At 38.1% G+C, this 13,943-nt stretch carries 16 protein-coding genes and 1 tRNA gene; 1 reads left to right on the forward strand and 16 read right to left on the reverse strand.

What is annotated here, in order from left to right; genetic code table 11:
• Positions 1-12: 12 nt before the first annotated feature.
• From BKG94_RS01310 to BKG94_RS01355, 10 genes are all read right to left on the reverse strand, one after another.
• Positions 13-88 (reverse strand) — tRNA-Lys (locus BKG94_RS01310).
• A 173-nt stretch (positions 89-261) separates the two neighbouring features.
• Complete coding sequence (pal, locus tag BKG94_RS01315) at positions 262-732, reverse strand: peptidoglycan-associated lipoprotein Pal (protein WP_077433466.1); 471 nt, start codon at positions 730-732, stop codon at positions 262-264.
• A 21-nt stretch (positions 733-753) separates the two neighbouring features.
• Positions 754-2,037 carry a Tol-Pal system beta propeller repeat protein TolB gene (tolB, locus tag BKG94_RS01320; RefSeq protein WP_077433468.1) on the reverse strand — a complete coding sequence of 428 codons (1,284 nt, stop codon included), beginning with the start codon at positions 2,035-2,037 and terminating at the stop codon, positions 754-756.
• A 44-nt stretch (positions 2,038-2,081) separates the two neighbouring features.
• Positions 2,082-3,305 carry a cell envelope integrity protein TolA gene (tolA, locus tag BKG94_RS01325; protein WP_077433470.1) on the reverse strand — a complete coding sequence of 408 codons (1,224 nt, stop codon included), beginning with the start codon at positions 3,303-3,305 and terminating at the stop codon, positions 2,082-2,084.
• 15 nt (positions 3,306-3,320) lie between these two features.
• A complete protein-coding gene (gene tolR / locus BKG94_RS01330; protein ID WP_059365638.1) occupies positions 3,321-3,740 on the reverse strand; it encodes a colicin uptake protein TolR in 420 nt (139 codons plus the stop codon).
• 67 nt (positions 3,741-3,807) lie between these two features.
• Positions 3,808-4,500 carry a protein TolQ gene (tolQ, locus tag BKG94_RS01335; RefSeq protein WP_077433472.1) on the reverse strand — a complete coding sequence of 231 codons (693 nt, stop codon included), beginning with the start codon at positions 4,498-4,500 and terminating at the stop codon, positions 3,808-3,810.
• A gap of 18 nt (positions 4,501-4,518) precedes the next feature.
• Entirely contained in the window at positions 4,519-4,929 is a 411-nt protein-coding gene (gene ybgC, locus BKG94_RS01340; RefSeq protein WP_077433474.1) for a tol-pal system-associated acyl-CoA thioesterase, read from the reverse strand.
• Positions 4,930-5,018: 89 nt separating this feature from the next.
• Positions 5,019-5,303 carry a cyd operon protein YbgE gene (ybgE, locus tag BKG94_RS01345; protein ID WP_077433476.1) on the reverse strand — a complete coding sequence of 95 codons (285 nt, stop codon included), beginning with the start codon at positions 5,301-5,303 and terminating at the stop codon, positions 5,019-5,021.
• A 110-nt stretch (positions 5,304-5,413) separates the two neighbouring features.
• Positions 5,414-6,550 carry a cytochrome d ubiquinol oxidase subunit II gene (gene cydB, locus BKG94_RS01350; protein ID WP_077433478.1) on the reverse strand — a complete coding sequence of 379 codons (1,137 nt, stop codon included), beginning with the start codon at positions 6,548-6,550 and terminating at the stop codon, positions 5,414-5,416.
• 14 nt (positions 6,551-6,564) lie between these two features.
• A complete protein-coding gene (locus BKG94_RS01355) occupies positions 6,565-8,130 on the reverse strand; it encodes a cytochrome ubiquinol oxidase subunit I (protein WP_077433480.1) in 1,566 nt (521 codons plus the stop codon).
• A gap of 406 nt (positions 8,131-8,536) precedes the next feature.
• Between BKG94_RS01355 and BKG94_RS01360 the strand changes: the two genes are divergently transcribed.
• Entirely contained in the window at positions 8,537-8,842 is a 306-nt protein-coding gene (locus BKG94_RS01360) for a DUF5339 domain-containing protein (protein WP_077433482.1), read from the forward strand.
• Between the two features lie 65 nt (positions 8,843-8,907).
• Here BKG94_RS01360 and ruvB read toward each other — a convergent pair whose 3' ends face one another.
• From ruvB to BKG94_RS01390, 6 genes are read right to left on the reverse strand one after another with little or no spacing between them, the layout of a single operon-like run.
• The gene (gene ruvB, locus BKG94_RS01365) at positions 8,908-9,915 is read right to left on the reverse strand and encodes a Holliday junction branch migration DNA helicase RuvB (RefSeq protein ID WP_077433484.1); all 1,008 of its coding nucleotides are present in this window, start codon (positions 9,913-9,915) and stop codon (positions 8,908-8,910) included.
• Positions 9,916-9,925: 10 nt separating this feature from the next.
• The gene (ruvA, locus tag BKG94_RS01370; RefSeq protein WP_077433486.1) at positions 9,926-10,540 is read right to left on the reverse strand and encodes a Holliday junction branch migration protein RuvA; all 615 of its coding nucleotides are present in this window, start codon (positions 10,538-10,540) and stop codon (positions 9,926-9,928) included.
• A 59-nt stretch (positions 10,541-10,599) separates the two neighbouring features.
• The gene (gene ruvC / locus BKG94_RS01375; RefSeq protein WP_077433488.1) at positions 10,600-11,172 is read right to left on the reverse strand and encodes a crossover junction endodeoxyribonuclease RuvC; all 573 of its coding nucleotides are present in this window, start codon (positions 11,170-11,172) and stop codon (positions 10,600-10,602) included.
• Positions 11,173-11,219: 47 nt separating this feature from the next.
• Complete coding sequence (locus BKG94_RS01380; RefSeq protein ID WP_018355303.1) at positions 11,220-11,960, reverse strand: YebC/PmpR family DNA-binding transcriptional regulator; 741 nt, start codon at positions 11,958-11,960, stop codon at positions 11,220-11,222.
• Positions 11,961-11,987: 27 nt separating this feature from the next.
• On the reverse strand, positions 11,988-12,458 hold the full coding sequence (gene nudB / locus BKG94_RS01385) for a dihydroneopterin triphosphate diphosphatase (protein ID WP_077433490.1): 471 nt from the start codon (positions 12,456-12,458) through the stop codon (positions 11,988-11,990).
• Entirely contained in the window at positions 12,459-13,583 is a 1,125-nt protein-coding gene (locus BKG94_RS01390; RefSeq protein WP_077433492.1) for a hypothetical protein, read from the reverse strand.
• Positions 13,584-13,943: the final 360 nt, after the last annotated feature.

Here is a 13,943-nt window from a genome sequence, read left to right on the forward strand (position 1 = left end):
ACTATATGGAAGTGGTGGGTCGTGAAGGATTCGAACCTTCGACCAACGGATTAAAAGTCCGCTGCTCTACCGACTGAGCTAACGACCCACATCATCTGTAACAGAGGCGTATATTACTGATTTTATTTTTCTGCGCAAGAAAAATTTTTCTGTTTTTTATTAATTGATGGAATAGTCATCAATTTTTCGAAAAATAAACGATAAAAATTCAAAAGGTAGAGACTTAAGCCCCTACCTTTAGAAAATCAAACTTATCTAAAATTAGTATGCTAATACAGCACGACGATTTTTAGAGTATGCAGCTTCATCATGACCTAATACTGCAGGTTTTTCTTCGCCATAAGAAACAGTTGAAACTTTGCTACCTTCTACGCCTTTACCCGCTAAGAAAGATTTAACTGCGTCTGCACGACGTTGACCTAAAGCGATATTATACTCAGGCGTACCGCGTTCGTCAGTGTTACCTTCAACAATCACTTTTGATGCAGGAGTTGCATTTAAGTATGCAGCATGTGCATCTAAGATTTGAACATACTCACCTTCGATATTATATTTGTCAAAACCGAAATATACTGTGTTGTAACGTTGTTGAAGATCTTCAACAGAATAACCACCGAAAGTTTGACCGTTTGTTGCAGCACCGTTGCCAGCCGCATCGTTGCTAGAGGAACTACATGCTGCTAATGCAGCTACAGAACCTGCAACTAATAATGATTTAACAAATTTGTTCATTAGATTCTCCTAATCACATTTTTATTTAGTTAAATATGGAGACCAAGCTGGAAATTTTACTTGGCCATTACTTCCTGGAAGACTCGCCTTAAAGCGACCATCTGCAGAAACTAATTGTAGCACCTTTCCTAATCCTTGGGTAGAACTATAAATAATCATAATTCCATTCGGGGAAATACTCGGACTTTCACCTAGGAAAGATGTACTTAAAACTTCGGAAGCACCAGTTGCAAGATCCTGTTTAACCACATTGTTGTTACCATTGATCATAACAAGCGTTTTACCATCAGCACTAATTTGAGCACTACCACGACCACCCACTAAAGATGCTCCACCACCGTTTGCACTCATACGATAAACTTGAGGTGAACCGCCTCTATCCGAAGTAAATAAAATTGAACTGCCATCCGGCGACCATGATGGCTCAGTGTTATTACCTGTCCCACGAGTTAATTGTGTCGGCGTTCCACCGTTTGAACTCATCACATAAATATTTAATGTCCCGTCTTGTGACGAAGCAAAGGCTAAACGGGAACCATCTGGTGAAAATGCCGGAGCACCATTATGGCCTGAAAATGAAGCAACAACTTTACGTGCGCCGGAACCTAAATCCTGAACGACTAATTGTGATTTTCTATTTTCAAACGAAACATATGCCAAACGTTTACCATCTGGCGACCATGCCGGAGACATAATTGGTTGAGAGCTACGATTCACTACAAATTGATTATAACCATCGTAGTCTGCTACACGTACTTCATAAGGTTGTGAGCCTCCATTTTTTTGTACCACGTAGGCAATACGTGTTCTAAAAGCGCCACGAATAGCTGTCAATTTTTCAAATACTTCATCACTTACAGTATGTGCACCATAACGTAACCACTTATTTGTCACAGTATAGCTGTTTTGGGCAAGCACTGAGCCCGCATTACCTGATGCCCCAACCGTATCAACAAGCTGATAAGAAATATTATAACCACTACCGGTTGCGGTTACTTGTCCGACAACTACTGCATCAATACCTAAAGCACTCCAAGCTTCCGGATTGACTTCAGAGGCTGAAGTCGGTTTTTGAGGCATTTGAGCCACCGGAATCGGATTAAATTTACCACTATTACGTAAATCATCCGCAACAATTTTTCCAATATCTTCCGGAGCAGACCCTGCAAATGGCACGACTGCAATGGGACGAGCACCATCAACACCTTCATCAATCACAATACGAACTTCATCTTCTGCAACAGCATTACCTACGAAAGCAAGAACGATTGTAAATACGCCTACAAGCTTTTTAATTAATTTCATTTTGTTACCTTTGAGTAAACTGATTAATACTTTCCAAAAATTAATTACTTAATATCAAAATCAATAATTGGTGCTTTATATTTATTGTACACAGCATCAGACGGTGCAGCAGGAACTTTTTTTGTTCTTGCGACAGCACTTAACGCAGCTGTACAAATATCCTCTGGACCTGATACTTTTTGATATCCCAAAATCGTACCATCTCTGCCTAACTGAATTTTGATACGGCAAACTTTACCAGCAAAACTAGGATCTTTTAAGAAACGACGCTGAATTTCTCTTTTAATGACACCAGCATACTGATCACCCACTTTGCCTCCGTCACCAGCGCCTAATCCGGCTCCACTGCCTTGCGAGCCTCCTTTATTGGCATTACCGCCTTTAGAAGCACTACCGCCACCAATATTACCGCCATTCATGAAATCATCTAAAGCAGCCTGATCTGCCTTACGTCTTGCAGCAGCTTCCGCAGCCGCTTTCGCTTCTGCTGCAGCCCTCGCTTTAGCCTCCGCATCAGCTTTCGCTTTTGCCTCGGCTTTAGCTTTTGCCTCAGCTTTAGCTTTTGCCTCAGCTTTTGCTTTCGCCTCTGCTTCCGCTTTTGCTTTTGCCTCGGCTGCAGCCTTCGCCTTCGCTTCTAATTCGGATTTTTGTTTTTCTTCTGCTTGTTTTTTAGCTTTTTCTTCAGCCTGTTTTTTTGCTCTTTCTACAGCAGCCTTCTCGGCTTTTGCTTTCGCTTCTTCTTCCGCCTGTTTTGCCACAGCCGCTAAACGTTTGGCCTCTGCTTCTGCTTTTAACTTGGCTGCCTCAGCCATTTGTTTTGCCTTAGCCTCTTCTGCCTGCTTTTTTAAGGCTTCCTGACGGGCTATTTCTAGCTGCTTTTGTTTTTCCGCCGCTTCTTGTTGTTTCTGACGTTCAATTTCCTTTTGACGTTGAATTTCCTGCTGGCGTTTTAGTTCTTCCTGTTTAGCAATTTCTTGTTGACGAACGTCCTCTTGTTCCACCGTCGGTTTCTCCTCAACAACAGGCTCTGGCTTTTTCTGCTTATCGGCTTGGCCTTTTTTTTGTTGTTGGATACGCCCCCATTCCTGAGCAGCATTCCCCGTGTCAACCATGACAGCGCCTAACGCATCACCGTCACCTTCACCACCGCCCATAATCTCAACAGTTTGATAGAAAGAACTCCAAATCAACAATCCGAACAAGGCAAGGTGCATGAGGATCGAAATGACAAATGCATTCGCTCCCTTTTTCTGTCGATTATTCTGCACGTTTTACCTACTTTATTAAATTGGGTTTGTCATTAAACCAACTGATTTAATACCTGCCAGATGAAGCAAATTCAACGCTTTAATGACTTCTTCATAAGGCACTTCTTTTGCCCCCCCAACGAGGAACATCGTATTATTATCTTTATCAAATTCCTGCTTTGATAATTGTGTCACCATTTCTTCCGTTAAACCTTCTTGACGATCACCCGCAATAGAAAGCGTATATTGACCGACACCGGAAACTTCTAAAATAACAGGCGTTTTATCTTCATTCGATACATTTTGACTTTGTACTGAATCGGGAAGTTCAACTTGCACACTTTGGCTAATGATCGGCGCAGTTGCCATAAAAATCAATACAAGAACAAGCAAAACGTCCAAAAATGGGACAATATTAATTTCGGATTTAATCTCTTTACGTGAGCGACGAGCCATATTTTCCTCTAAAACTTCGCTAAAAATGACCGCACTTCAAAAAGTGCGGTTGATTTTCCTGTTACTTTTAATGGGAATGTGGTGCTTTACCAAAGGCTTGGCGATGTAAAATTGTGGTAAATTCATCTATAAAATTACCATAATTTTGCTCAATTGCATTCACCCGTAAACTTAAACGGTTATACGCCATCACAGCAGGAATCGCCGCAAATAAGCCAATTGCAGTAGCAATCAATGCTTCCGCGATACCCGGCGCAACCATTTGTAAGGTGGCTTGTTTCGCACCGCTTAACGCCATAAATGCGTGCATAATTCCCCAAACTGTACCAAATAATCCGATATAAGGACTAACCGAAGCAACTGTTGCTAAAAATGGAACGCGGCTTTCAAGCCCTTCAATCTCACGATTCATTGCCAAATTCATCGCACGGGTTGTCCCCTTGATGATCGCTTCTGGCGCATCTGCATTAACTTGTTTTAAACGTGAAAATTCTTTAAATCCTACAAAGAAAATTTGTTCGCTACCGGTTAATACATCTCGGCGATTTGATAAACCTTCGTATAATTTATTAAGATCTTCACCAGACCAAAAACGGTCTTCAAATGTGTTTGCTTCTTTCAACGCACTCGTTAATACACGGCTACGTTGAATAATAATTGCCCACGAAATAATTGAGAATAAAATCAAAATCACAATTACAAGTTGAACAACAATACTTGCTTTTAGAAAAAGATCTAAAAAGTTCAATTCTGCAGTCATTACCTACTCCGAGAAAAGTTATATATTGTCTGAAAAAGCAGCCTTTATTTCAGTTGGAATCGCTGCCGGTTTCATTTTACCTAGATCAACATAGGCTACCTTCACAGTAGCCTTTGATAGAATTACTGCCTCTCGCATCAGTCGTTGCTCAAAAAGAATTGTTGCACCTTTTATTGCAGTAACTTCTGTTTCAACAATAAGATAATCATCCAGTTTTGCCGGAACGCAATAATCAATCGCCATGGATTTGACAACGAATACTGCCCGTTGTTCCTGCAATAATATTTGTTGAGAAAAATTCTGTTTTCTTAAATACTCCGTTCTCGCGCGTTCAAAAAAATGCAAGTAACGTGCGTGATAAACCACACCACCTGCATCCGTATCTTCATAATAAACTCGCACAGGGAAACGAAAGATCCTTGAATCCACTTTATTTTCCTTATTCAACAATCTGAAACTGTGTATTTTAGAGTCAGATTTTACTATTCGCAAGCACTTTCAAATAGGTAAGATCTGATTTATGAATAATGTATGACTATCGCAACTAAAAATGCGAAATAACCAAAATAAGGAAAAAATATCACTTGCCAAAAAGTGCGGTTAATTTCAAAGCCAATTCCATGAATCCATGCACAAACCACTCCCCATAGAATAAAAAGAATCAAAAAAGGGTTGGCTGTTCTTAATTGAGTGGAAAACAAATTAAAATTAAACAAAAAGGCAAGTGTTAATACAATCGCCAAAATAAATGAAAGGGTTCTTAACGAACCCTTATTAACATATTGATAGAGAAATTGAATCATTATTCGTCAAATTGCCCTAAATTTTCTTTGTTTTTTGTGACTTTTACGCTTGCAAAAATTGCTGCCAAAATACCCACTACCCAAATTATATATAACATCTCATATCTCCTTTAGTATAATGAGCTTGTGTTTTCTTCCACAAAGCGTTCATCCAAGCGACCAAACATTTTAAAGTATGACCAAATGGTATAAGCCAAGGAAATAACCACAAATACTAGCGCTAAGAAAAGCATCCAAGTTAGCGTTAATTCGCTAGATGTTGCATCCCACATTAATAAACTTTGTTCCGGATGTGAGCTTGAAGGCATCACAAATGGGAACATAGAAACTGCGGCAGTGATAATCACACCAGCCATAGTTAATGAGGAAAACAAAAATGCAAAGCCACAACGATTTGCTTTTGAGAAAATGACATTCAACAATGCACTCACTACGGCTAGTGCAGGGAAAATCCACAAAATAGGCATTTCATTGAAGTTTCTGAACCATGCGCCGGTTTCAACTGCAACTTCTTTGCCCATAGGGGAAGACGGTGCAAAATGATCAATCGTACTGGTGACGACATAACCATCTTTAAAGTATAACCATACACCCGCAAGAACAAAGGCGATTAAAGTGACAAATGCACCAATTTGAGTAATTGCACGTACACGATCTCTTAATTCAGAGGTGGTTTTCATTTGTAACCAGTTTGCACCATGTGTTACAAGCATTGCTAAGCTAATCACACCACATAATAAGGCAAACGGATTTAACAACGCAAAGAATGAACCAGTATAAGTCACCTGTGCGATTTCATTAAATTCAAATGGAACACCTTGTAATAAGTTACCAAATGCGACACCAAAAACTAATGCGGGAACAAAACCACCGGCAAACAAGCCCCAATCCCACACTGCGCGCCATGTTGGGTTATCAATTTTTGCACGATACTCAAAACCGATTGGACGGAAGAAGAGCGCTGCTAATACCAACACCAGTGCAATGTAGAAACCTGAGAAGGATACCGCATATACAATTGGCCATGCGGCAAACACTGCACCACCGGCAGTTAATAACCAAACTTGGTTACCATCCCAGTGAGGCGCAATGGAGTTAATCATAATACGGCGTTCCACTTCTTTTTTACCTGCAACAGGTAAAAGTGCAGTCACACCCATATCGAATCCGTCAGTTACAGAGAAACCGATCAGCAATACAACAACTAACACCCACCAAATAAAACGTAGAAATTCATAATCAATCATAATTCGTCTCCTGCTTATTTAGATGATTGTTCAAAGTAGTATTTGCCGGTTTTCAACGCACTCGGACCTAAACGCGCATATTTAAACATTAAATACATTTCAACAATGATAAACGCCAAGTAAAGTGCACAGATTAAACCGATAGAGAACCAAAGATCACCTACACCTAAATTTGAAGCAGATACCCCTACCGGTAACACCTCATAAATTGCCCATGGTTGACGACCGTACTCGGCTAAGAACCAACCACATTCAATAGCAATCCAAGGTAAAGGTAAGCTCCATAACAATGCTCTTAGCAACAGTGGACTTTGTGTCACTTTGTTACGTAGATTTTGAACAAACGCACCAAACGCCAAGAATGCGAGTAAACCACCGACCGCAAGCATTGCACGGAATGCCCAGAAGTTAGGACCTACATTTGGAATGGTATCACGAGCAGCTTGTTTAATTTGTTCTTCTGTCGCATCAACAACTTTATCGGTATAGCGTTTTAACAATAAACCAAAACCAAGATCTTTTTTCACTTCTTCAAATTTTGCTTTCGTTTCAGGGTTCACTTGACCCGATGATTTTTTCTCAGCTTTTAATTGAGTGAAAAGATCATAAGCCACAATACCGCTGCGTACTCTTTGCTCATTTAAAGCTTGGAGTTCTTTTAAGCCCATGATTTCTTTATCAAAAGAACGGGTTGCAATAATACCACCAATCATTGGTACACTGATTTCGAAATCATTTTTCATTTCAGCACTATTCGGAATTGCAGCGATGTGAAATGATGCCGGAGCCGGTTGGGTTTCAAATTCAGCTTCCATTGCAGCCAATTTTACCGGTTGAGCTTTACCAATATCATAACCTGACTCATCACCAAGAATTAATACTGAGATAGAAGCAATAAAACCGAAAGTAGCGGCAATAGAGAAAGAACGTTTTGCAAATCCAAGATCACGACCTTTTAACAGGTAGTATGCACTGATTCCCAATACAAAGAATGCACCCGTTACATAACCGGCAGAAAGGGTATGTAAGAATTTACTTTGTGCAACCGGATTTAACCATAAATCCATGAAGCTGGTCATTTCCATACGCACAGTTTCAAAATTGAATTCTGAGGCAACCGGATTTTGCATCCAACCATTTGCAACAAGAATCCACATTGCAGAAAGATTTGAACCAAACGCAACACAGTATGTAGTCAATAAATGTTTACCTTTAGATAAACGATCCCAACCAAAGAAGAATAAACCAACAAATGTTGATTCTAAGAAGAATGCAAGTAATGCTTCAATCGCCAACGGCGCACCGAAAATATCACCTACATAGTGAGAATAGTAAGACCAGTTAGTACCAAATTGGAATTCCATAATGATACCGGTAGTCACCCCAAGGGCAAAGTTAATACCAAATAACTTACCCCAAAATTTTGTCATATCTTTATAGACTTCTTTGCCTGTTACAACATAGGTGGTTTCCATAATCACTAATACGAAAGTCAAACCTAATGTTAAAGGGACAAAAATGAAGTGATATAACGCAGTCAAGGCAAACTGTAAGCGAGAAAGTTCAACAACGTCTAACATCCCAACCTCTTGTAAAATGACAAGCCATTCACTATGATTAATAAAGATTATCCTTTAAATAATCACCCCAAATACCTAATTAAACCATCAGGTCCAATTAAGTAAATACTAAATCACTACACATAATAAATCCTTTTGAGAATTACAATAAAGTGATGAATTATGAAGCAGATAACTCAGAATAGGCACTATTCTACTACTAATCATAAGGATAAAAAACAACAAAAATGTTATCTCGCTCACATTTTTGATATAAACTGGAAAAAAATATTGTTGATTTTCTGATGAAAATCAATTACTCACAAAAAACATTGATTAATATCTAGACATTTACTATATATTTTGCTATTTTCGCCGAGAGTTAGACTTAAATGAATTTAAGACAATTTTACTAAAGGACTTCACGATGAAGAAAATTTCAATGATTTTGACCGCACTTTTTTCAGCGGTATCATTTTCAGCAATTGCAGCACCACATAAATCTAATGAAATTCTTCCCCAATGTGCTCAATTATTTAAAGAAACAGAAAATTTAATCATTCAAGCAGAAAAACAACCTGGCACACATACACAGGTGAGTAAAATTAAAAATAAACTCAATCAAAGTAAAAAACAAATTCTTGAAATGGAGCTCGCCACCCAGCTCAAAAGCTGTAATCTAGGATTAGCAAAACTTAATAGTATGAAAAATAGTTCTGAAGAAACTAATTAAATTAAATGTTAAATAAAAAAGACTTATTGAAAATTTTCAATAAGTCTTTTTTATTATTCATTTGTCTAAGAGACTAATTTTTGCAAACCAAAATGCTGATAAGTTTGCTTGGTTGCAATCCTTCCACGTGGCGTACGCTGTAAAAAACCTTGTTGAATTAAATAAGGCTCTAACACATCCTCAATAGTATCACGCTCTTCGCCTATTGCGGCAGCCAAATTATCTAATCCAACCGGTCCACCATCAAAACGTTCAATCATAGCTGTCAGCAATTTTCGATCTAAATAATCAAAACCGGCATCGTCAACATCTAACATCGAAAGTGCTTGCTTCGCAATATCTAGAGAAATAATCCCTCCGTTTCTTACATCGGCATAATCACGTACACGGCGTAATAAACGATTTGCAATACGTGGTGTACCACGCGATCGGCGAGCAACTTCAAAAGCAGCATATTGCTCCAATTCAAGATTTAAACAAACCGCACTTCGAGCCACAATTGAGGTTAAATCTTCTACTGAATAAAACTCTAAACGTTGTACGATACCAAAACGATCACGTAAAGGTGAGGTCAAAGAACCGGCACGTGTGGTTGCCCCTACAAGAGTAAAGGGAGGTAAATCTAATTTGATGGAGCGTGCCGCCGGTCCTTCCCCGATCATAATATCCAGTTGGTAATCCTCCATTGCCGGATAAAGCACTTCTTCAATAGCCGGGGACAGGCGATGAATTTCGTCAATAAACAACACATCATAGGGCTCAAGATTCGTTAGCATCGCAGCTAAATCACCAGCTTTTTCTAAAACAGGACCTGATGTTGTGCGAATATTCACGCCCATTTCATTGGCTACAATATTGGCAAGCGTTGTTTTACCTAAACCAGGAGGACCAAAAATAAGCAAATGATCTAAAGCGTCCTTGCGTAATTTTGCCGCTTTGATAAAAATATCCATTTGTTCGCATACTTGTGCTTGCCCGACGTAATCCGCAAGCAATTTGGGGCGAATTGCACGGTCGATCACATCTTCATCAAACTTAGCTTGATTGCTAATTATTCTATCAGCTTCAATCATCTATCCGACCTTATAACGCTGCTTTTAAGGCTTCACGAATCAGTTGTTCGCTATTCAATTCCGGTTTTGCTACACGCTTAACCATTTTTTCAGCATCCGTTGGTTTATAGCCTAACGCAATTAACGCCGCAACCGCCTCATCTTCCGAACTTTCCTGGTATGAAACAGCTGATGATTCGCTCGGAATATGCTTACTTTCTATAAAGAAATCACTCTGTTTCACGCCTTTAAATTTTCCTTTTAATTCAACCAATAGACGTTCTGCAGTTTTTTTACCCACACCAGGAATTTTAATGAGTTTAGAAAGTTCTTCACGTTCAATCGCATAGGCAAATTGTTCGACAGACATAGCAGATAAAATTGCCAGTGCCAATTTTGGTCCAACACCATTGGTTTTAATTAATTCCCGGAATAAAGTGCGGTCGTTTTTTTGCGCAAATCCAAAAAGTAAATGCGCATCTTCGCGAATAACAAGATGGGTAAATAACGTTGTTTCTTGTCCGAGTTCAGGCAAGTCGTAAAAGCTCGTCATCGGCAAAAGCAGCTCATAACCAACGCCTTGCACATCAAGTAAAATTTCTGGAGGTTGTTTTTCTAATAGAATGCCTGTTAAACGACCAATCATAATCTATCCATAAGCATAAAATTTTGCATAGCATAAAAGAAAACTGGACGAACATCCAGTTATTTTTTTAATCGAAAACGCCCCCGACTATAGCGTGTTTTCAAAAGTGCGGTGATTTTCTCTTGAGTGTCTGTTATTTTTACTGAACCTGTAATATGCAAAGAATGGTTCATCGAATGAGCATGGGTAATTGCGATGGCTAAGGCATCCGCTGCATCCGCTTGAGGCTTATCGGAAAGTTTCAAAATACGCATAACCATATCCTGCACTTGAATCTTATCTGCCGATCCTACCCCAACAACAGTTTGTTTCACTAACCTTGCCGCATATTCAAATACCGGTAAATCATGATTGACTGCAGCCACAATTGCAGTTCCACGAGCTTGTCCAAGTTTTAATGCCGAATCTGCATTTTTTGCCATAAACACTTGCTCAATAGCAAACATATCCGGTTGAAATTGAGTAATAATTTCCGTAACTCCGGCATAAATTCGCTTTAATCGAGTAGGAAGATCATCCACTTGAGTCCGAATTGCTCCGCTACCAAGATATTCTAAATGACGCCCCACTTGGCGAATCACACCATAGCCGGTCACACGAGAACCGGGGTCAATGCCCAAAATAATATTCATTGTTTTCTATAAAAAATGGGTAGGAATCCTACCCATCTACCATACCACTAAAGCTGTGCTGCCACTTCATCACTAATTTCACCGTTGTGATAGACGTTTTGTACATCATCACAATCTTCCAACATCTCAATTAAACGAAGAAGTTTCGGTGCAGTCTCAAGATCAAGATCAACTGTTGTAGATGGAATCATCGTCACTTCGGCTTCCTGAACTTTGAAACCGGCTTTTTCGATACCATCACGCACATTCCCTAAATCTTCCCACGCCGTATAAATTTCAAATGAACCGTCGTCTTGCGGCTGAATATCGTCTGCACCGGCTTCAATTGCGGCTTCGGTCAAAGCATCTTCATCGGCTTCAGCAATTAAAATTAAGCCTTTTTTGCTGAACAAATATCCTACCGAACCTTCCGTTCCTAAGTTTCCTCCACATTTGGTAAAACTAGGACGAACTTGCGAAATCGTGCGGTTAGCATTATCGCTTAAACATTCCACCATCACTGCCGTGCCGCCCGGTCCGTAACCTTCATAAATTTTGGTTTCCATATTGGTGTCATCGCCACCGCCCACGCCACGATCAATCGCTCGGTTGATCGTATCACGAGTCATATTATTGCTTAATGCTTTATCCACTGCCGCACGTAAACGCGGGTTTGCGCTGACATCACCACCGCCTAATTTTGCTGCGGTCACTAATTCACGAATTAATTTTGTAAAAATTTTACCGCGTTGTGCATCCTGTGCAGCTTTACGGTGTTTAATATTTGCCCATTTACTATGGCCTGCCATATTGTTTTCCTTCTTAAAATTATTTTGTTAAAACAGATGATTCTTTGTTTCTAAGAATTTATTACTTAATAAATATTTTCTGATCGCTTCGGCATTATTCGGGGATTTTGTCATTTTCACAGCTTGCTCCGCCGAAACCCATTGATACGCCAAATGCTCCGATAATTGGGGAACAAACTCCCTTTCCACCGCCAATAAAAACCAATGTTCTCGGCAGTGGGTAACATTCGGTGCGTATTTATAGCGGAAATGCGGGAAAATTTCAAATTCTACACTTTCGTTACAATCAAAAAGTGCGGTGGAATTTTCCGTTATTTTTAACCGCACTTCTTCCCACAATTCACGAATTGCCGCTTGTCGTGGTGTTTCATTTTCTTCCAGAGAACCGGTCACAGATTGCCAAAAATCGGGATCATCTTGGCGTTGGAGCATTAAAATATTATTTGTATTTTTACAAAAAACTACCACCAGTATAGAAATGGGATTTTTATATCTCATTTAACTACCATTTTCTTCTGCACTTTTTCTCTTCTCCGAAGTAGGGCAAATAATATCCTCTCCTAAATATTTACGAATTCTATTTTTAGGGATTGGATATATTTTTTCATCTAAATTTTGAAATAAATAATGATCTCCTACTTTCCATACAACTTTTCCACAATATATATAAAATATTTTTTCTTTTCCATCTTGTAGAACGGATATAAAGCTTGCTTTTTCTTTTTGTTTTAAATTATTTTCTCCCCAGAAGTCTTTATCTATGATATAAGGAATATTATCTTTGTCCAAAAATCCCAATTTTATAAAAAAGTATTTATTATACATAGTATTAATAACCATAGAAACAATAAAAAACAATAACACTATAGATATAATTTTATTTAATAGTTTATTTAAGTTAATGAAAAATAGAAAAGCTACATTGACAATTCCAAATATTATGAAAACAACAAGAAAATACATTCTATTTGAAACTATTTCATCAATAAACTCATCCCAAGAAAGCTCCCTGTGAAAAGAAGAGAAAAACAAAAGAAAGAAGAAATTAATTACTAAAATAAAATAAGACGAAGAAATAGCCCTGAAGGATTGTATCTTAATACAAAACTTTAGAATAAACCAAGAGACGAAAAATGATAGTATAAAAGAAAGTATAAGACATATCTCTGCAGAGATTGATAATTTTTCTCGAAAAATTGAAAATAACACTAGGGCTACCAAAAATATGACACTTGCAATAACAATCCCTAAGAAAAATTGAATAAGTTCTTTCTTGGTTAAATCTTTTTTATCAAATAAAAATATAGACGGTGAAACAAGATATAAGGAGAAAACACCTGAAAAAACTATTACTATTGTTAATATAGATGTGAGAAACTCCAGATTAATAGAGAAAATATAATACTCAGAACTTTGAATTGAAGATAGATATTCAAAAACACTAAAAGAGCAAATACCAAAACTAATGAGAGATAAAATAGGAAACAAATGGGAAAATTCAGAAAGAATATTTTCTTTCCTCTCTGTTTCTAACGGAATGGTAATATTTTTATCATTAATACTTTTCGAAACTCCATTTATGGAGTTCTTGAGATCGTTAAGATATTTTCTAAAATTACACATTATACTTATCTCTTTCAACAAATACTAAAAAATAAAACGGTAGTTTAACCACCGTTTATCTTCACACCAAAATTACTCTTTCATCACTGTCTGAATAGCAAATTCATTCAACTGCTCTGACTAACACTCAGAGCCCCGGTCATCAAACAGCAGTGGCAGTGTTACCATATATAAAAACATTAAGAAGTTAAATTGTTCATATAAAACTAATAAGAATATTTTTACTCAATTTTTTAATAACTTTTTGATTTCTTGTTGTAAAAGATCATCAATCAAGAAGAAATACCCCTGTTTAACATTTCCATTTTTATCAAATATTGATTTATTTTCTTTTCTAATATTTATATGGATTGCTTTTTT

Origin of the sequence: Rodentibacter ratti, from assembly GCF_002000485.1 — a bacterium.
GTDB classification, from domain to species: domain Bacteria; phylum Pseudomonadota; class Gammaproteobacteria; order Enterobacterales; family Pasteurellaceae; genus Rodentibacter; species Rodentibacter ratti.